Raw genomic sequence first — 19,250 nt, 5'->3', positions numbered from 1 at the left:
TCGCGTATATGCGCTATTACAACCTAGAAAGGCTTCATACTGCCAACGGTGATCTGTCCCCCATTGAGTATGAACAAAATTCCTTAAGAAAAGTGTCCTGATTTAGTTGCGCAGAACAGTCAATAATCGCCCTATTACACCGCCCTATTCATCCTTTAAAAATAAACGTATTCAGCGTGTTGATTACCTGTGTTCTGGCGACCAAATGGTGCAAGAAATCCAGATTTATGCCGATAACAATACTGAATATCATTTTTATTTTACTGAGTAATATGAAGATAAAGAAAATGAGCTATATTACAATCATTATTTCTACTATGATGAGGACACGAAAAGATATATTTTATCTGATCATGTAAATTATTAAGAAACAAACAGGGATTTAAATTTAATGGACAAAACAAATATATATATTGACATGCTTAACAAGGTATTATCCTATATAAGAAACATTCAAACCCTGTCTGCCTTAAAAAAAGCATTAGACAAGACTTGTTATCAAGAAGCAGAATTGTTGCATGATATTGTCAAATCACTATCCTATCCACAAATGACTGAGCATGATGTATATTTTCTTAATCACCATGCTCGTTATTATTTAGAAAATGCTAGCCCACAACATTTCAACAACTACAATTCTCATAAAAAAAACATTAAATTATTATTTAAATTAGTTCCGGAAAATTTAAAAGATAAACTTGAATGGGATGGGCCAGAATGATTCAACTATAAACGAATAAATTCATGCATTAAATTATCATTTGATATATGATAACTTCTTTGCTTAAGATTAAGCGTAGAAAACAGTAGTTATAATATTTTACCGCTTATATATCTTATTAAAAATATCGTTTATATTATGAATATAGAAAAAATAAGCTTTATTTTAAAAGAAAATGATTGGTGTGATATGGAAATATGTGGCTTCCATAAAAATGCTCTAATCGTTAAAGGATGTTTGGATATAACAGACCAAAATTATTTTATTGAATTAAAATTTGGAAATGTAAGCTATATTGATGCACCGCTGTCATGGACGATAGATACAACAAATGGAGAATTTATAAAAGTTACTGATAGAATACATTTTCTAGAACACTCGCCAAACTACCAAAAATATTTTCATCTAGGTGGAAAGTATTCATTTTCATTTTTAGCAGAGTTTTTTTCTTCAAAAGAATGGGTACATATAATTGCAGACTCTATTGAATATAAAATAATTGTTCAGGGATAAATTTTCATGTAAATTAAAGAAATTTAATAAAGAAAATAATAAAAATACACAACTAGGATTTTTACATTAACAGTATAATTTTATAATAAAAAACCATTATAAGACTTGATTTTTATAAAAATCAGATGAACTTAATAACTTTAACCTATCGGACTATTATCTAGTTATAATACAGCCTGCTCTTAATTAGTCACCATTGGATTAATATGGAAAACAGAATTTATAAGATTAAAGAAAAATGTGATGAAATTCTTTCATTTAATTTGTGGTTTAATTTAAATGAATCTTTTTTTTGGCCGATTATAGAATTGATAGATATTGATAGCGATTTCCTTATAAATTTATACAGTACAGTTGAAGATAAATATCTTGAAATTTTATATCATGACACTATTATCATCCCTGTTATAGAATCCGTTCAAAGTGAAAGTTTTGTTAATTATATTAAAAAACTAAAAAACAAACTTACTTTAATTGATGAACTTTTTATTTATGATATAGAGTCAGCGTTATTTATTAATTACGATAAATCAAAAGATCCTCTTAGTGTAAATAAATTTAATAAAACTTATATGAAATTAAAAAATATCATTGTACAATCTTATAATGAGGTTTTTAGTGAAAAACAGATTATAGAAACATTAGAATCTATCATAAATTTTTCAGAAAATAATCCACATGAGTATTTTAATTACATTCATGCTTACTGGTTAAGCCAATATTTTAATAGAGCATGTGGGAACATCAGTCATTCTAAAAAAATAGAATTTTATAAAAAAAGTTTATCAGAAATTTTTCCAAATGGTTATTTTTAACATGCTATAAATTATGAAAAATCCAATTAACCCCATCCAAAAAAAATGGATAAATAATCAGCTAATCGGGCTGGATCTTGTTTATGAGCCTTCTGGATTGATAAGATTTATCGACATTGATTTTATTGATAATCCTCAATTAATACATTCCTATCAAAAGGAATATTTCCTTTCATATAAAGGTGAAACAACTGTCGATAACTTGCTTCAAAGTGATGATGATCTTTGGTCTGAAATTCAGATAAATAATAAAATATTGATTGATAATAAATACATTCTATTATGTGGTGAAGGTGAAATGGGTAGTGATGGTTTTATTGTAAAAACAGATATAAATAATAATATATTATGGTTTTTATATTCAACAACTTCAAACCCATTTATAAATATAGAACGAAAAGAAAATATAGTTTATTTTCAATCAACTTCTAATTTTTTTGTTAAATTTAATTTAATTAATAGCAATATTTTTATAGAGAATTAAAATAAAATATTTTGTTTTAATAGTAATATAAATTATTTATCAAAGGTACCATTATGATGCTATCAGAAAGTATAAAAAAAGACCTAATTGAAGAAAGAAAAAGAATACTATCTCCCTATTTTGAGAAAAACAATAATAACTTCATCATGAGATACACAACTTATTGTAATGAAAAAAATAGCAGCCAAATAGCTAACATAGCAAAAAATATATTATTATTAATACAAAAATATAGTTTTCAAAATGGCCAACAATTGATGAATGGTATTCTATTCTGCCTAAAGAGTTTATTAATTCTTTTTTAAATTCTACTACCCCCGATGATTGGAGCCTAGATAATTGGTTATATTGGTTAGAGCCTGAAAATAGATTTTGGTTTTTATGGAGAATAAATGAAATTGATATTGAAAACTTGGAAATAGAGATTATCATTTATGAGCATCCATATCCTTGGGAATCATTAGAAGTTTTATTTATGAAATTGGGTACTAGTGAATTAAAAGAAGTGAATAGTGTACTCTGTTTAAAAAACAATCTTTTATAAAGTTTTCATTACATGATACCTTGTATTACTTTAGAGTTGGATTTTAATTAAAAAAACAATGAAAGAAATTAATAGCATCTATTATATATATATCAATAATATAAGAATAACCTCTAGTGATAACCTCTATTTTTATAACTTAAGTGAAGAAAATCACCAAACATTTCAAACTTTATTAATTAAACAACCAAACCTAAAAGTAAATAGGGATATAATAATAAGAGAAGAAGATATCATTGATATCTCTTTTTATATAAATAACATCTGTATTTATGAGTTAAGCGGTTATATATTAGAAAATGAAGTAAATTTAAAGAAAGAAAATCCTTTTTTATTATTAATGAAAACAACAGATTTTCCACCATTAACTGTTTCTACCATTTTGAAAGAGTGGGCAGATGGAAATGAAATTTTTTACTGGAAAGATAATAGATGTAAAGAGGCTAAAAGCTTATGGTTAACCTCATGTCTATATTGGCAACAGCTTTTTCCTAAGAACAAGCAAACATCTATTGATGTTAACTTAAATTTAGATAACGTTAACAATTATCTTGATTTTTTCTGTATGCTAGGAGAAGCATTCTGGGGAAGAAAAGGCTATATTGGTAGAGATTTTCACGGATTTGATGATCAACTAAGTGAGTTACATGCTAAGATGAATATTTATATCAAAGATGAGAAAAAATTAAAATTATTTTTAGAGAGAATAAGCCCTTGTAGTTATAATTATTATGATGTCTTTATAGAGATTTTACTAAAAAATAATTGTAATATAATTAAAATTAACTAAATACTAAACCAGAGGAGCTTAAAGTGCCAGCACTGTCTGAATATACTAATGTTTATAATACTACTTTAAATATTTTAGATAAAAAAGGATATCGCGCTTAGTATGATGAAAAAAAGGGATGGGATTTTATTAGTGATACTCCTTGTGGATTATTGGGAGTTTTTGCAATTTATGGATTTAAATCTCTGGATAAATTTCAAGTTGATTGATGGAAAGATGATGAAAAAAATCCATACCGAAATATATCTAAAGAAGCACCAGAATATACTTCTATTATTCATGAATAAGTTATAAATAACTTTATAGTTTAGGATATAAAACACTTGGATACTTTATATTGCTATGATGATGATTTATTAATTATACTCTATGCTTATCTTCGGCAAACAGATTTATCTATTGCTAGGGGATTATGTGATAAATGGGAAAACGTAACAATATTTCTACAAGAAAAATCATTGACGGATAAATTAATACTTCAATTAGAAGAAATTGAAAAGAAAAAACATAATAATACCTTCTCTTATTTATATATAAAAACAGTTAAAAAAGGATATTTAACTCATACAGAAGTATTGAATATTCTTTGTTTATTAAAGAGTACTAAAGAACTTATCTATGATAAATCATGCAAAATATATACATTAAGTCGATTGAGAATGGAATTAGCTAATTATTCATGCTTAGTTAGAAAAAGAATACAAAACAAGCAACTACGCACATTAGCAGATCATGTAGAACATTATAATCAAAGCTATTACTATACTTTTTATTCTATTGATCAAATTATTAGTACTAGTAAATAACAAAAGGCTCAACAATTATTACTCTTTAAGACTCATCCTCATAGCAACTTTATTCTTATTTTATTAAATTATACTAAGACTATTAGCAATAAATACCTTATTATCCCCTATGATTAAATACGAAAAAAATAATACAATTATCATAAATAACGATATCTACTTAACTCCTATCTGTACCCTGAAAGATATCATCACTTCCCTTTATCCTTGGGAAAAATGGATAACCGACTCCCAAGGCGAAACTGTTGCTTATCGGCTAGTTTTAGGTAAAGCGAAAAACCGATATGGTCGGTTATTTTTAGTCACTCATTTTACATCACCCGCAAATGAAAACGCCTTGCTAAGTTCATGGTACTTGGCACCCGAAAAATTAATGGATGGAATACAAAATAGCCCTAAAGGAAAAATAACCCACAATCTAAAACAATGGTTTCACCAAGAAACCAGAATGAAGCTCCCGATTGCAAGTCAAAAAATGCATATCGGCGTATCTTACGATCCGTGGAATTGTTCAGGCTCTATCGCCTGCCATTATTGTTCAAATTTCAATAATGATATCGAGTGGAAAGCATTCCATAAACGAAATAAAAGATAATAATAACGGATAAATTATATTCCATTAAGTGAAATAAGATATTCTCTAGAAATAGAAATAAATAATATTTTGCTCCACTTTTTATCAGTCATATTCAAAAAGACATAAGAGTTCTTTCTTGTTTTTATTAAATAATTTCACTTAATATTGTTTCCTTATATTAAATTTAACTTTCAACCATAACAATAACGCTAGGTTACATTATTTTCACTTATATCTCGGTTCTATTTTTCATTAAAAAAAACATTGTATATAAAAAAGCAAAATAAATAACCACACGGCAATTAAAGTCAAATTAACGTTAAATATCTTATATTTATAGAATTTCGGAATAAATAATTCATAATGAAATTTTAATTTTTAATATTTGCAATTTAAATTAAATATAAATTAATTTGTTCCTATCGAGTTGCATAATATGAGTAAAACAGATAAAAAAACTTACTTATAAAGATAAATCATTATATTTAAATCAAATGCAAAGCTAATTAAATGTAAGGGAAAGTAAAAATCGTTAAATATTTCTTATTGACTCAAGAACTGTTTTATATAAAACTAAATGCATATATTAGAAAAAATTACTTATTATTTTATTTTTAGTTATTATTTTATTTATACCAGGAAAATTGAACTCATATAAGGTAATTATATTATTGCCTAGGATAGGTATTTCTTAATTTAAATTATTCATCAATACGCTGAGCATTTAATTAAGAACTTAAGCTAAATAAGGAGCTTAGTTTAAATGAGTAAAAATACTCTTGGTAGTGTTGCCCCCAAAGAACGTATTAATATCAAATATATCCCTAATGATGGCGGTGTTCAATCTGAAGTCGAATTGCCTTTAAATATGCTTATTGTGGGCGATATGAAAGGAAAGACCGAAGAAACCCCTATTGAAGATCGTAAAACCATTTCTATTAATCAGAACAACTTTAATTCAGTTATGGAAAGCGCAGGTATTAATCTTAATATTGCGGTTCCAAATACCTTAGATGAAAAAAGTGAATCTGATCTTAACGTCAATTTAGAGATTAAATCACTACAAGATTTTTCTCCTGATAATATTGCGCGCCAAGTTCCTGAGCTAAAAAAACTATTAGAACTAAGAGAAGCGCTCGTTGCGTTAAAAGGCCCTCTTGGCAATATCCCCGCTTTTAGAAAACGTCTGCAAGAACTTCTGGAAAATGAAGCAACGCGCGAACAATTACTGAAAGAACTTGATATTGCTAGACAAAAATAATGTTTACAGAGGATGACCTTATGTCTTTAGTTAATGAAGCCCAACAAGAACAAGCGGCAATATCTGGCAGTTCTTTACTTGACGAAATTATGGCGCAATCAAGAATGTCGCCAGAAACGGAAGCCTATGATATTGCTAAACAAGGCGTTGCTGCTTTTATTAGTAATATTTTTGCTAATCCGTCAGAAGAAGAGCCTATTAATAAGCTTTTGATTGATAAAATGCTCGTTGAGTTGGACTCTCAATTAAGTGCTCAAGTTGACCAAATTTTACATGCACCAAAATTTCAAGAAATTGAGTCATCATGGCGTTCATTAAAATTACTCGTTGATCGTACTGATTTCCGTGAAAACATTAAAATCAATATCTTACATGCAACAAAAGAAGAACTATTAGAAGATTTTGAGTTCTCTCCAGAAATTGTTCAATCCGGATTTTATCAACATGTTTACTCTTCTGGCTATGGCCAGTTTGGTGGTGAACCTGTCGCGACAGTCATTGGTAACTATGCATTTAATAACACCACGCCTGACTTAAAATTAATGCAATATGTTAGTGCTGTGGGTGCAATGGCTCATGCTCCCTTTATTTCATCTGTATCACCTAATTTCTTAGGTATTAATAGCTATGCTGAATTGCCAGCTATTAAAGATCTTAAATCTGTTTTTGAAGGCCCAGCTCATACGAAATGGCGTTCACTGCGAGAATCTGAAGATGCACGTTATTTAGGCTTAACAGCACCTCGTTTCTTAGTGCGCTTACCTTATTCACCGACAGAGAATCCAATTAAGTTATTTAATTACTCTGAAGATGTGAAGCAAGATCATGAGCATTATTTATGGGGCAATACTGCATTCTTATTAGCAAGTTGCATTAATGATAGTTTTGCCAAATATCGCTGGTGCCCAAATATTATTGGTCCTCAAAGTGGCGGTACTGTTAGTGATTTACCTGTGCATAATTTTGAAGCTATGGGTGAATTACAAACTAAAATTCCAACAGAAGTTTTAGTTACTGACAGACGCGAATTTGAATTAGCAGAAGAAGGTTTTATCACTTTAACCATGCGTAAAGGTAGTGATAATGCCGCATTCTTCTCTGCAAACTCAGTGCAAAAACCGAAAAACTACCCTAATACGCGTGAAGGAAAATTAGCAGAAACTAACTATAAGTTAGGAACTCAGCTTCCTTACATGTTTATTATCAATCGATTAGCTCACTATATTAAAGTACTACAGCGCGAACAAATTGGCTCATGGAAAGAGCGTCAAGATCTTGAGCGAGAGCTTAATATCTGGCTAAAACAATATATTGCAGATCAGGAAAATCCACCAGCAGACGTTCGTAGTAGACGCCCTCTACGCTCAGCTCAAATCCAAGTTCTGGATGTTGATGGCGATCCGGGTTGGTATCAAGTCGCTATTCAAGTTCGCCCTCATTTTAAATATATGGGTGCAAACTTTGAATTATCTCTTGTTGGTCGCTTAGATAAGGAATAAGTGCGATGACAGCTCTGTATAACTTGGAAGATAACCCCGCTTCCAGTTTATTTGAGCGCATACAAGGGAAGAGCGTAGGCTCTTCCCAACGCGCAAAAATCCAAGCGTTGCTCATGTCAATTAAGCAAAATTTAAATCAGGTTTTAAATAGTAGACCTTTAGGTTGCCAAAGTACTCCCGCTTTAGGCGTTCCTGATTTAAATGATGCGATATTAACAGGAGTCGATTTCAAGGTTCATTTATCCAATATTATTGCGGATTGCATTACTACTTATGAACCAAGAATAACTAATGTCACAGTTCATTTTATAGAAAATGAAGCAGAACCATTGTCACTGCAATTTAGTATTACTGCTTTTATCGTATTAGAAAATCAAAAGCAACTTATTGAATTTAACGTGCAATTAGACAACAACCGTAGATACCAATTGACGCAATTTTAATATGTCTTCAAATCACTATTTTGATAATGAATTAAGCTATCTCGATAAGCTTGAGCAGTATGTTGCAACTGAAAAACCGCAACTTATTAATCAAATATCTGAAAAAGTGCGTGATCCTGATGCCGCTCGCCTTTTAGATGGTATTGCTTATTTATCAGGTAATTTACGAGAACAAATAGATAGACAATTTCCTGAACTAACAAACAGTTTAGTGAATATGCTATGGCCTGCTTACGCACGTCCATTTCCTAGTATGACAGTTATGGAATATCGAACAGAGCCATCTCAAGAACACGCTATTAAAATAGCCAAAGGGCAAGCGTTTATTAGTCGCCCATTATATGTTCAAAATGACTTGGCTCAAAATGATGATGATAATTGGCATCAATGCCAATTTACACAATGTCGCGATTTGTGGGTTCTCCCCATGCAAATAACACATATTACTCAAAATAAAGATACGTTGGATATTCATTTTTCTCTAAACCAATTACAGTCGCTAGTAGCAGTTGGCTTAGAGAAACTGTGTATTTACCTTAATGGGCTCTCTTATACAACGACCCAATTATTTTATTTATTAAATAGCAAAGTCAAGAAAGCAAAAATAACTACAGTTAAACATCAAATTACATTAGAACATTTTTCTGTTGAGCCTATTGGCTTTCATGCTGAAGACTCCCTTTTACCTTATCCTAAAAATAGCTATGAAGGATATCGCTTATTACAGGAGTATTTTTGTTTTCCTGAAGCATTTTTATCTCTTGCCATAAAGGGATTAGACAATCTCCCTCCTGCCTTAAGGTCGGATTCTTTTACATTATCAATTCAATTTGAATGTGATATTCCAGAAGCAATGCTTATCACTGAAGAGAGTATCAAGATTAATTGCGTACCTGCAGTTAATTTATTTAAATCTGAGAGTGAGGCAATTAATTTAACGGGAAAAGAAACGGAATATGTTCTGAATAAAAGCCATAAAAAACAAGATTGCTATGATATTTTTTCAATAAATACCATTCAAGGTTGGCGTTATATTCCTAATCAGAAGTCCTATATTACTCGTTACACTGCTTTTGAAAGTTTTCATCATCAAAATAATCACGAAAACCCAGAAAGAACAGGCTATTATCGCTTAAAAATCGCACACCATAAATCTAATTATGGTTATCAACATACCTTGTCTTTTGTACGAAATAATGAAGAAAATTTACTCAACTGTGAAGAGAGTATTTCAGTCTCAATGAACTGTACTAATCGTACTTTAGCCTCTTCATTGTCGTCTCATTCAATAAAGTTTGATGAACATACTGCTATTGCTGGCATTTCATCTACCAGCAATATTATTAAGCCAACAAAAGCGCTTTATCCTTTATTAGGAAATACGCTGTATTGGTCTGAGTTGACTAATTTATCCATTAATTATCAATCTTTATTAAGTTTGACGGCACTTAAACAAATTTTACAATTGTATGATTTTAAAGCGAGTTTTTTTCAACAATCTGCACGTCAGTCTCAAAAGTGTCTTGATGCAATCACTGATTTAAAAACAGAGTCTATAGAATACTTATATAAAGGTTTGCCTGTCCGAGGTGTAAAAACAACATTATCAATACACCAAAATGCGTTTATTTCAGAAGGCGCCATGTATCTATTTTGTTCTGTATTAGCACAATTTTTTACTCTTTATACCAGCGTTAATATGTTTCATGAATTGGAAGTTATTAATTTAGATAATAAGGAAATTTATCTTTGGCCAGCGAAAATAAATCAGCAAATACTCAAATAACAGATCTTGAGAAAATACAAAGCTGGCTAAATAAAAAAGCGGGCAAATCTGTTACTGAATATAGTTTCTATCAATTAGTTGAGTTGCTTAATAAATTGCACTCTCAAAAAACAGCATTCAATAATGAAAACTTTATTCAGTTTAGATCAAGTGCTAATACGGCATTTCCAACTCGAGATGTTGTTTCCTTGCGCCAAGATGAACAAGGTAAGTTTGATTTAGAAGTCTCTTTTTTAGGATTACATGGTAGCCAATCACCATTACCCGGTTATTACCTTGATCATTTCGCCTGGGAGGAAGCGCAGCAAGTAAATCAATTAACGGATTATCTTAATTTATTTAATCATCGCTTAGTCACATTACTTCATCGTATATGGCGTAAATATCGCTATTACATTTGCTTTGAAGATGGTGGCCATGATGCATTTTCTCGTTATATGTTTTCACTTGTGGGATTAGGAAGTGAAACCAATCGTGGCATGATGAATATCAACCACAGCAAAATGCTTGCTTATGCCGGATTACTTGCTAGTCCAAGTCGTTCTCCTGATGTTATTTGTAGCTTAATTTCTCACTGTTTTGATTTAGAAAAAGTTGAATTAATTGGATGGGAAATACGCAAAGTGCCTATCCCAGAAGATCAACAAAATCGTTTAGGCATTGTTACTCGTCATTCAGGACAGAAATCTCGACCTAAAATGGTTTTAGGTGAAAATTTTAATATTGGCTCTCACATCTATGATTGTAATGGAAAATGCACCATTGAAATCAGTGAGTTATCTATTGAACGCTATATGTCATTTCTTCCCAATGGCAAAGATTTTTTGTCACTCATTACTTTTGTTTCTTACATCATGCACGAGCAACTTGCGTGGGATTTACGCCTACGTATTGCGGACAAACAAACGAATGGTATTTGCCTAGGCAGAGCGCAACACAATCAATTAGGTTGGCAAAGCTTTCTAGGAAAACCTGAAGCCAATCCCAGTGTGACAATGACTATTTTGGAATAATATTTATGGATAATTATTTACCCACAATCTCTTTTCGCTTAATCAATAGTGAGTTGCTTGAAAGTGGCTATGTGCCAAATAGTCAATTTACCCAGCTTGGTGGCACAATTGGTAGTAGTAAACAATCTCACTGGGTAATACAAGATACTCAATCTTCTATTGCTGCCACACAATGCGCTATTGTTTGGCAAGATAAGCAGTTTTGTTTAAAAACGCTTTCAGAGCCTATTTATATTAATAATGCCCTGATCCCCATAGATATTGGCGCTGTTTGTTTATCTCAAAGCGATCAAATCAGGATCGGTCAATTAGTCTTGTCCGTTAATATTAATTTAACGCAAAACGACAAACAGGATCTTATGGCAATGACACCACAATCTTTGATTGTGACTGATGATAATCCGCTAGATCCCTTACTACAAAAGAACACGCCCCCTGCTTATAAAACAGAAAATTATATGCCTTTAGCCCCAACGGTTTCAGGTGCAATGACGCATGATCCATTAAAAGCCCTTGAAAGCGAAAGCCTAGAGCTTATTCAGTCATCATCTTCTAACTCACACCACCACTCGCTTTCTTCGCCTCATTCAGATAATCAGGGAGCTTTTATGGTTCAAGAATTTATGGATTTACCCGAAATGACATCCCTGGATAATGAGATAAATACAGATGTTGACTATGTTGCAATTAATCCATTAATGAAGGGGTTAGGTGTACACCTTAACTTGCAAAATTCTCAGCAAGCGAATGATTTTCTCATTGAGTTAGGAAAAACAACACAATCAGCAATTAAAGGTTTATTGGCATTACAACAGCAAGAAAATTTACAAGATAAACAATTGCGACCAATCGAAGATAATCCTCTTCGTTTAAATAACCAATATGACAGTGTAATGCGCTTAATGTTTACGGACGAACGTAGTCCAGTGCATTTATCTGCACCTTCAGCAGTGGCGGAAAGCCTACATAATGTGCAACTACATTATCATGCCAATCAAGAGGCTATTTCAGCTGCATTAGCTACCCTACTAGATGCATTTTCGCCAGAGCATTTATTAAAACGCTTTTCTCAATATCGCCGTAGTTACGATAACAATCCGAAAGACAGTGCTTGGGCTTGGGATATGTATACCAATTATTACAATGAGTTAGCATCATCCCGCCAAAAAGGTTTTGAGAAGCTATTTTACGAGGTTTATACCCACGCTTATGACCGAGCCTTAAGAAAAGGGCTTGATGAGGTGTGATATGTCGATAAAAACACTTACGACTTATCTCTTTCTTATTTTTGCAAGCACTCAACTTAGTGGGTGTAGTGGCCCTATTGAAGCAATATCAAAAATAGGCAAAGTCATGTGGGACCCTTCAACGCCTGTAGGAGCAGAAAAAGAACAACCTTCAGTCGTTGCATTCACATTATTAGCGGAGCCTGAAATCAATCCTAACGATCAAGGAGAGGCAACCCCTGTTCAATTACAAATTGTTTATATGAATGAAGATTCGATCTTTGCCTCTTTAGATCAAGACCAAATTATTGAAGAAGATTGCGATCTGAAAAAGCTATTAAAAAGAAATTATATCGATCACCAAGATTACACTCTTTTGCCTGATCAATATAAGCCTCTCGATCTCATTGAATTGGATAAAAAGAATAAGTATATCGGGATCATTGCTTATTACTCTGATGTCAATATTACTCAATGGAAAAAAGTATTGAAAATCAATGGAATTGGTCGTCATTACAATCTACTAGTCCATATCAAAGAAAATGAAATTGAATTTAGAAAAGAAGAGGAACAATAACAGTGTCAACAAAAAATAAAGTGATATGGCATGAAGGGTTGTTTATTAAACCTCAACATTTTCAGCAACAGCAACGTTATCAAGATTATATTATTGAAACGCTGATAAAAACCTATCACGCTCATTACTATGGCCTGAGCCAACTAACGCTAAATACTGAATTATTAAATCTTGGTCGTATTGGACTGAAAGAAGCCGCCGGCATTATGCCTGATGGCACGCTATTTTCTATTCCACAACAAGATAACCTTCCTTCACCTATTGATATTTCACAAATTCATGAAGGCAGTGACAATGTTGTTTATTTAGCATTGCCATTACAAAACAGTACAGTCAGTGAAATCTCTCATTCCCATAATGGCAATCATTTGTTAGCCCGTTATAGCGAGGTGTTAACACAAGTACGTGATTTGCATACTGAGAATGGGGATATTAGCCAGCTTAATATTGCGAAGCTCAACCCTATTTTAAAATTAGGGAAAACAGAGTTAGACGCTTATGTAATGCTTCCAATTTGCAAAATAAGAGAAATCAGTGCTGATGGGAGTTTAATTCTAGATAAAAACTTTATTCCTACCTGCTTAAACTCAAGAATTTGCCCTATTTTATCGGAATTTCTAGCTGAAGTTGAAGGCGCATTATTTGAACGAGGCCGCCAAATAGCCGAAAGAATTGGCTCTCCAGGTCAGCAAGGAATTGCCGATGTGGCTGAATTTATGATGCTACAGCTACTTAATCGCGCTTATCCTCAATTTTCACATTTATCTAAACAGACAGTGGTTCATCCAGAACAGCTTTTCAGGGAACTATTACAATTTAGTGGAGAAATTCAAACATTTACTAATGGCTCCCGTTTGCCTGATAAATTACCGATTTATCGTCACTATGATTTAGCATCAGGCTTTTTGCCTCTGATTAAATCTATTCGACAAGCATTAAGTGTTGTTTTAACACCAAGAGCCGTGCCGATCCCATTACAAAAACAAGAACATGGGATTCGAGTTGCGACAATTCATGATAGACAACTTCTGCAAAGTGCTGAATTTATTATTGCAGTGCGCGCTCAGTTACCTCAAGAGCAACTGCGCCGACAATTCGCACAACAGGCTAAAGTGACTTCAGTGAATCAAATCCGTGATTTAGTTAGTGTTCAGATGCCGGGGGTTGGTTTTATTGCCCTATCAACAGCACCTCGCCAGTTGCCTTATCATTCAGGCTATACCTATTTCCGCTTAGATCCACAAGGTGAGTCTTGGGCTGATATACAAAAACATGGAAATATTGCATTTCACGTATCAGGACAATTCCCTGAACTTGATATTCAACTTTGGGCAATAAGAAGTGGAACCCAACATGAGTGATCAATCATTAATCCAAGAGATCGCTGAAAAAAAGGTGAGCCATAAATCATATCAATTGCTATTACGTGGTAACAACATCAATCCAATGATTGATGCCGCAACGCCGTTGCTGGGTATGGTGATCAGAATGAAATCAATGTCAGCAACTCCGCTATCAGAAAAGCTTTTTCAACAAGTGGTCACTGACATTCAAGCCATTGAACAACAACTTCAAACTCACGGTTATGAGCCGGGCGCCATTGTTTCATTCCGCTATGTGTTATGCACATTTATTGATGAAGCAGCATTAGAGTTAGGCTGGGATCAAGATAACGATTGGGTAAAACAATCCCTGTTAGTTCATTTTCATAATGAATCATGGGGTGGTGAAAAGGTTTTCGTATTAATAGAACGCTTATTAGGTGAGCCTAAACGCTACCTCGATTTATTAGAGTTTATTTATCTCTGCTTATGCCTTGGCTATCGCGGTCGCTATAAAGTCAGCAATGGCTATGGGGATGACTTTAATAAATTACTTCGCCAACTTCAAAAACAAATCCAACAACTTAAAGGCGATCCTCAGTCTGTTATTTTATACAAAGAAAATGGCAATAAATCACATCAATATCGTTTAGGACAACGCTTTGGTGTTCGTTATATCGCCATTGGCTCACTGATCTTCGCCACCATTATTTACACTGTTTATGCTTCTAGATTGAGACATCAAACTCTCAATATTTTGGAACAGCTTAATACACTTCTTAGCTAGGACGCCATTATGATCCAGATTGATCTCTCAACATTAGTTAATAGACTTCACCCTATTGCTAAACACGCTTTAGAAAATGCGGCTGCGTTTTGTGTAAGCCACCAGCAACTCGAAATTACAGTAGACCAATTATTACAACAACTGCTGGAAACACCACTAACGGATATCCGTACTATCTTTAATAAAGTTGATATCAATCCCACCGAATTAACTGAGTTTTTAAATCTCCACACAGTACAACAGAGCGTGACACAAAGTTATCCTAATTTTTCACCTCTATTAGTCGAATGGCTAAAAGATAGCTGGTTATTGGCTTCAGCAGAACTTAGCCATAATGAATTACGCTCAGGCGCTTTGTTACTCACTTTATTGCAAATGCCCCATCGTTATCTCTCAAAAGCAGCAGTTGAATTACTCTCTCAAATCAATAGAGAGCAACTCAAGCTCAACTTTGATGAGTGGACTCTAACATCAGCAGAAGCACCAATAACAGAAGCTAATAAATCATCCAATCGTCATGTTCAATCGGACTCTATGCTTGCGCGTTTTACACAAAACATGACGCAACAAGCAAGAGATAACCAGCTAGATCCTGTTTTATGTCGCGACCATGAAATTGATTTAATGATTGATATTCTCTGTCGTCGTCGGAAAAACAATCCCGTGGTAGTTGGTGAAGCAGGTGTGGGTAAAAGTGCCTTAATTGAAGGGTTAGCTTTGCGTATTGTTGCGGGTGAAATTCCCGAAAAACTTAAAGAATGTGAGTTGTTAACACTAGATTTAGGTGCATTACAAGCAGGCGCTGCTGTTAAAGGGGAATTTGAAAAACGCTTTAAAGGCATTATGCAAGAAGTGGCACAATCACCGACTCCTATTATCTTATTTATTGATGAAGCCCATACCTTGATTGGAGCTGGAAATCAGCAAGGTGGCTTAGATATTTCCAATTTGCTAAAACCTGCATTAGCCCGTGGTGAATTAAGTACCATTGCCGCAACCACATGGAGTGAATATAAAAAATACTTTGAAAAAGATGCAGCATTAGCGCGCCGTTTCCAACTTGTTCAAGTCAAAGAGCCCACCGCAGACGAAGCCATTATTATTATGCGTGGATTGCGCTCTATTTATGAAAAAGCACATCACGTCTTTATTGATGATGAAGCACTTTGTGCATCAGCACAATTAAGTGAGCGCTATCTTTCAGGACGCCAACTTCCAGATAAAGCCATTGATGTACTTGATACCGCTTGTGCTCGTGCTGCTATCAATCTTTCAACTCCGCCTAAACAGCTATCAGCATTAAAAACGCAACGCCATCAAATCAAGATAGAACGTGATGTATTAACCCGTGAACAGCAAGTAGGTTTAAAAGATCATTCAGAGCGTTTGGCGATATTAGAAAATCAGTCTATTGAGATTGAAAAACAAATTGAAATGCTTCAACAAGCGTGGGGTAAACAGAAAAATATTGTTCGTGAAATTATCGAATTACGGTCAACTTTATTATCAATATTAACTAAATCACTTGAAGAAGAAGCAAACAATGAAAGTGTTGAAAATAACAGTGATGAGCTGAAATCTCGATTAAATGCACTAAATGAAGAGCTAAACGAATTACATCAACACTCTCTATTGGTCTCCCCTCATGTCGATAAAAAACAAATTGCTGCCGTGATTGCGGAATGGACAGGAGTACCTCTTAATCGCTTATCACAAGATGCATTACAAATAGTGACAGAGCTACCAACCTACCTTGAACAAAGTATTAAAGGCCAATCACTTGCAATCAAACATCTTCATAAACATTTATTAACAGCGCGTGCCGATTTACGCCGTTCAGGCCGTCCATTGGGGGCATTCTTATTAGCTGGGCCAAGTGGTGTTGGTAAAACAGAAACAGTAATTCAAATTGCTCAGTTGATGTTTGGCGGAACACAATATCTCACCACGATCAATATGTCAGAGTTTCAAGAAAAACATACTGTTTCTCGCTTAATTGGTTCACCACCAGGTTATGTAGGTTATGGTGAAGGCGGAATATTAACCGAAGCTATTCGCAAAAAGCCTTATTCCGTTGTACTACTGGACGAAGTAGAAAAAGCACATCCCGATGTTTTAAATCTGTTTTATCAAGCCTTTGATAAAGGAGAATTAGCCGACGGTGAAGGTCGTGTTATTGATTGTAAAAACGTTGCATTTTTCCTAACGTCTAATTTAGGTGATCACGTCATTATGGCTAATGCCGACAAACCGGATGAATTACATGATGCGCTCTATCCCGAATTAACCACCTTCTTTAAACCCGCCCTTTTAGCGCGTATGGAAGTGATCCCATTCTTACCGTTAACGCAGATTATTCTCAAAGAAATTATTGATCACAAACTAACTCGTTTAACTCAATTACTTACGCAACGTTTTCATGCAGAGATCAAGCTGGAAGAGACCGTTCCCGATGAAATATTACAACGCGCTTCACGAGCAGAAAACGGTGCAAGAATTTTAGAATCCATTATTGATGGTGCGTTATTACCCCCTCTTTCACTTCTTCTGTTGCAACACAGTGCAAAGAATGAAGATATCAGGACGATACGGTTATCAACACAAGATAACCAATTCATTGCAGAGGTAAATGTAGAACTATGAAGCACAGACTGAAAAATGCGCTCTCTCTCTTAACTTGTTTAGATGTGGACTCACTGATCAGCCAATTTCTTGAGCTGAGTATGCCTCGTAGTCCATTCAGCGCACTCATTGTTTCAATGATTAATAAATCAGAGAATCGTTTAGAGAGCTGGAGTATTGATCTTAGTGAAAAAGTAGAGAAAAAACATTTGGATGTCGATATTACAGAAGCGGATCACCCGTTGATCCAGCTTCTATCACAACCACAACCGATTCTCTGGAATGATCTAAAACAAGGCAGTTATATTAGCGATCATGCTTTACAGCAATTTATCGCCAAACAACCTGTGCATTGTGGGTTATTTAGTATTCCCTTTGTTGATCTTAATAATAAACCTTACGGGCTAATTATTATGTTAGGGGAAAATCTCGATGAAACGGTTTATGAGCAAGGTATTTTTTCTATTTACTGCAATGTATTTCATCATCAATTAAAAAGCATTTTGGCATTTTCTCAATCACAACAGAAAATTGCCGATCTGCAATATTTATTAAAATTACAACAAGAAAAAGAAGAGAAAATAAATAAAACCTTACTTTCATTATCCGTATCAAATTTCACTCCAACACAGATTCCAATTCATTCTTTTGCTGAGGTAAACGATCTTACTTTAGCTACTGAACGTTATGAGGAGTCAATTCTGCGTTACCAACAAGAAAACAATAATGATGATCTCAATTTAATCGCTGAAAATTTAAATATTTCAAAGCGTTCGCTTTTATATAAATTAAAAAAATATGGGTGTCTTAAATGATTTATTCACAATCAGTTTATTTCATTTTTCTCGCTCTCTTCTCAATAAGTCACGTTTTTGCACAAGAGCAAGAAAATAAAACCAACCTTACTGAACAAGCTCTCTTTAAGTGTCGTGAAGAAACATCTCAACTTATGCGTTTATCTTGCTATGACCAAATTAACGTTGGAAATAAATCCGTTTCTACTGTTGATGTAAGTGCGATGGGCGATATTTGGCGTTTAGCGCTAGAGCATGAAATGAAACGTGAAAATCACACCGCTGGGTTTATGGTCACAGCTCATAATAAAGGTACTTATCCCGTTATTATGACTATTCCAGCAATGGGATATTTGCCACCTCGCCCCATTCTTATGTTGAGTTGTATCGATAACATTACCCGTATGCAAATTGCACTAGTAAAAAAACAAACAGCCGGAAATATCCTGCTAGTAACAGATAAAACCCAATTAAGTAGTGAATGGTTTCTACGGGAAGACGGTTATCTGCTTGAGGCGAGTCGCGGGCTTCCTGGTATTGATGAAATCAAGCAACTGCTCTCTAGCACAAAATTAACCATCAAATTAGCAAATGATGAGCAACTAACCTTTAATATTTCAGGCATTAACGAAGAGATAAAACCTCTTCGTTCAGCCTGTCATTGGTGATA

22 protein-coding genes are annotated in these 19,250 nt (G+C 33.6%); all 22 read left to right on the top strand.

Going from position 1 to position 19,250, the window contains the following annotated elements:
* Window positions 1–101 (top strand): IS3 family transposase (locus tag DK866_RS15805; protein ID WP_162556975.1); only part of this gene is annotated, 101 nt, incomplete at its 5' end.
* Between the two features lie 5 nt (window positions 102–106).
* The gene (locus DK866_RS19870) at window positions 107–271 is read left to right on the top strand and encodes a hypothetical protein (RefSeq protein WP_162557021.1); all 165 of its coding nucleotides are present in this window, start codon (window positions 107–109) and stop codon (window positions 269–271) included.
* Window positions 272–391: 120 nt separating this feature from the next.
* Window positions 392–721, top strand: a complete 330-nt coding sequence (locus DK866_RS15800; RefSeq protein ID WP_109409665.1) for a hypothetical protein — start codon at window positions 392–394, stop codon at window positions 719–721.
* Between the two features lie 138 nt (window positions 722–859).
* Window positions 860–1,234 carry a hypothetical protein gene (locus DK866_RS15795; protein WP_109409664.1) on the top strand — a complete coding sequence of 125 codons (375 nt, stop codon included), beginning with the start codon at window positions 860–862 and terminating at the stop codon, window positions 1,232–1,234.
* A gap of 206 nt (window positions 1,235–1,440) precedes the next feature.
* On the top strand, window positions 1,441–2,049 hold the full coding sequence (locus DK866_RS15790; protein ID WP_109409663.1) for an aminopeptidase: 609 nt from the start codon (window positions 1,441–1,443) through the stop codon (window positions 2,047–2,049).
* A gap of 13 nt (window positions 2,050–2,062) precedes the next feature.
* Entirely contained in the window at window positions 2,063–2,533 is a 471-nt protein-coding gene (locus tag DK866_RS15785; protein ID WP_109409662.1) for a hypothetical protein, read from the top strand.
* 53 nt (window positions 2,534–2,586) lie between these two features.
* Complete coding sequence (locus tag DK866_RS20225) at window positions 2,587–2,838, top strand: hypothetical protein (RefSeq protein ID WP_109409661.1); 252 nt, start codon at window positions 2,587–2,589, stop codon at window positions 2,836–2,838.
* 297 nt (window positions 2,839–3,135) lie between these two features.
* Window positions 3,136–3,867 (top strand): hypothetical protein, encoded by a 732-nt coding sequence (locus DK866_RS15775; protein ID WP_109409660.1) that lies wholly within the window; start codon window positions 3,136–3,138, stop codon window positions 3,865–3,867.
* 323 nt (window positions 3,868–4,190) lie between these two features.
* On the top strand, window positions 4,191–4,673 hold the full coding sequence (locus DK866_RS15765; protein WP_109409659.1) for a hypothetical protein: 483 nt from the start codon (window positions 4,191–4,193) through the stop codon (window positions 4,671–4,673).
* 109 nt (window positions 4,674–4,782) lie between these two features.
* The gene (locus tag DK866_RS15760; protein ID WP_109409658.1) at window positions 4,783–5,268 is read left to right on the top strand and encodes a hypothetical protein; all 486 of its coding nucleotides are present in this window, start codon (window positions 4,783–4,785) and stop codon (window positions 5,266–5,268) included.
* 745 nt (window positions 5,269–6,013) lie between these two features.
* Window positions 6,014–6,511, top strand: coding sequence for a type VI secretion system contractile sheath small subunit (gene tssB / locus DK866_RS15755; protein ID WP_109409657.1), 498 nt, complete (start codon window positions 6,014–6,016; stop codon window positions 6,509–6,511).
* A gap of 20 nt (window positions 6,512–6,531) precedes the next feature.
* The gene (gene tssC, locus DK866_RS15750; protein WP_109409656.1) at window positions 6,532–8,010 is read left to right on the top strand and encodes a type VI secretion system contractile sheath large subunit; all 1,479 of its coding nucleotides are present in this window, start codon (window positions 6,532–6,534) and stop codon (window positions 8,008–8,010) included.
* Between the two features lie 5 nt (window positions 8,011–8,015).
* Complete coding sequence (tssE, locus tag DK866_RS15745; RefSeq protein WP_109409655.1) at window positions 8,016–8,453, top strand: type VI secretion system baseplate subunit TssE; 438 nt, start codon at window positions 8,016–8,018, stop codon at window positions 8,451–8,453.
* 1 nt (window position 8,454) lies between these two features.
* Window positions 8,455–10,239 carry a type VI secretion system baseplate subunit TssF gene (gene tssF, locus DK866_RS15740; RefSeq protein ID WP_109409654.1) on the top strand — a complete coding sequence of 595 codons (1,785 nt, stop codon included), beginning with the start codon at window positions 8,455–8,457 and terminating at the stop codon, window positions 10,237–10,239.
* A complete protein-coding gene (tssG, locus tag DK866_RS15735) occupies window positions 10,203–11,252 on the top strand; it encodes a type VI secretion system baseplate subunit TssG (RefSeq protein WP_109409653.1) in 1,050 nt (349 codons plus the stop codon). Before tssF ends, tssG begins: the two co-directional genes overlap by 37 nt.
* Before the next feature lie 5 nt (window positions 11,253–11,257).
* Entirely contained in the window at window positions 11,258–12,499 is a 1,242-nt protein-coding gene (gene tagH / locus DK866_RS15730) for a type VI secretion system-associated FHA domain protein TagH (protein WP_109409652.1), read from the top strand.
* 1 nt (window position 12,500) lies between these two features.
* The gene (tssJ, locus tag DK866_RS15725) at window positions 12,501–13,055 is read left to right on the top strand and encodes a type VI secretion system lipoprotein TssJ (RefSeq protein WP_109409651.1); all 555 of its coding nucleotides are present in this window, start codon (window positions 12,501–12,503) and stop codon (window positions 13,053–13,055) included.
* Between the two features lie 2 nt (window positions 13,056–13,057).
* Window positions 13,058–14,416, top strand: a complete 1,359-nt coding sequence (tssK, locus tag DK866_RS15720) for a type VI secretion system baseplate subunit TssK (RefSeq protein WP_109409650.1) — start codon at window positions 13,058–13,060, stop codon at window positions 14,414–14,416.
* Entirely contained in the window at window positions 14,409–15,164 is a 756-nt protein-coding gene (icmH, locus tag DK866_RS15715; RefSeq protein ID WP_109409649.1) for a type IVB secretion system protein IcmH/DotU, read from the top strand. The genes tssK and icmH overlap by 8 nt, the downstream gene beginning before the upstream one ends.
* 9 nt (window positions 15,165–15,173) lie before the next feature.
* Window positions 15,174–17,807, top strand: coding sequence for a type VI secretion system ATPase TssH (gene tssH / locus DK866_RS15710; RefSeq protein ID WP_109409648.1), 2,634 nt, complete (start codon window positions 15,174–15,176; stop codon window positions 17,805–17,807).
* A complete protein-coding gene (locus tag DK866_RS15705; RefSeq protein WP_109409647.1) occupies window positions 17,804–18,601 on the top strand; it encodes a Fis family transcriptional regulator in 798 nt (265 codons plus the stop codon). Before tssH ends, DK866_RS15705 begins: the two co-directional genes overlap by 4 nt.
* Window positions 18,598–19,248, top strand: coding sequence for a type VI secretion system-associated protein VasI (vasI, locus tag DK866_RS15700; protein ID WP_109409646.1), 651 nt, complete (start codon window positions 18,598–18,600; stop codon window positions 19,246–19,248). The genes DK866_RS15705 and vasI overlap by 4 nt, the downstream gene beginning before the upstream one ends.
* The last annotated feature ends 2 nt before the right edge of the window (window positions 19,249–19,250 follow it).

This window comes from Proteus genomosp. 4 str. ATCC 51469, assembly GCF_003144375.1.
Lineage (GTDB): Bacteria > Pseudomonadota > Gammaproteobacteria > Enterobacterales > Enterobacteriaceae > Proteus.
This window is presented reverse-complemented; position numbering and strand designations above follow the sequence as displayed.

Excerpts from the sequence above, each read along its gene's own strand:
- DK866_RS15800 (WP_109409665.1), top strand. The coding sequence starts at position 392 with ATGGACAAAACAAATATATATATTGACATGCTTAACAAGGTATTATCC.
- DK866_RS15795 (WP_109409664.1), top strand. The coding sequence starts at position 860 with ATGAATATAGAAAAAATAAGCTTTATTTTAAAAGAAAATGATTGGTGT.
- DK866_RS15790 (WP_109409663.1), top strand. The coding sequence starts at position 1,441 with ATGGAAAACAGAATTTATAAGATTAAAGAAAAATGTGATGAAATTCTT.
- DK866_RS15785 (WP_109409662.1), top strand. The coding sequence starts at position 2,063 with ATGAAAAATCCAATTAACCCCATCCAAAAAAAATGGATAAATAATCAG.
- DK866_RS20225 (WP_109409661.1), top strand. The coding sequence starts at position 2,587 with ATGATGCTATCAGAAAGTATAAAAAAAGACCTAATTGAAGAAAGAAAA.
- DK866_RS15775 (WP_109409660.1), top strand. The coding sequence starts at position 3,136 with ATGAAAGAAATTAATAGCATCTATTATATATATATCAATAATATAAGA.
- DK866_RS15760 (WP_109409658.1), top strand. The coding sequence starts at position 4,783 with ATGATTAAATACGAAAAAAATAATACAATTATCATAAATAACGATATC.
- tssB (WP_109409657.1), top strand. The coding sequence starts at position 6,014 with ATGAGTAAAAATACTCTTGGTAGTGTTGCCCCCAAAGAACGTATTAAT.
- tssC (WP_109409656.1), top strand. The coding sequence starts at position 6,532 with ATGTCTTTAGTTAATGAAGCCCAACAAGAACAAGCGGCAATATCTGGC.
- tssE (WP_109409655.1), top strand. The coding sequence starts at position 8,016 with ATGACAGCTCTGTATAACTTGGAAGATAACCCCGCTTCCAGTTTATTT.
- tssF (WP_109409654.1), top strand. The coding sequence starts at position 8,455 with ATGTCTTCAAATCACTATTTTGATAATGAATTAAGCTATCTCGATAAG.
- tagH (WP_109409652.1), top strand. The coding sequence starts at position 11,258 with ATGGATAATTATTTACCCACAATCTCTTTTCGCTTAATCAATAGTGAG.
- tssJ (WP_109409651.1), top strand. The coding sequence starts at position 12,501 with ATGTCGATAAAAACACTTACGACTTATCTCTTTCTTATTTTTGCAAGC.
- icmH (WP_109409649.1), top strand. The coding sequence starts at position 14,409 with ATGAGTGATCAATCATTAATCCAAGAGATCGCTGAAAAAAAGGTGAGC.
- tssH (WP_109409648.1), top strand. The coding sequence starts at position 15,174 with ATGATCCAGATTGATCTCTCAACATTAGTTAATAGACTTCACCCTATT.
- DK866_RS15705 (WP_109409647.1), top strand. The coding sequence starts at position 17,804 with ATGAAGCACAGACTGAAAAATGCGCTCTCTCTCTTAACTTGTTTAGAT.
- vasI (WP_109409646.1), top strand. The coding sequence starts at position 18,598 with ATGATTTATTCACAATCAGTTTATTTCATTTTTCTCGCTCTCTTCTCA.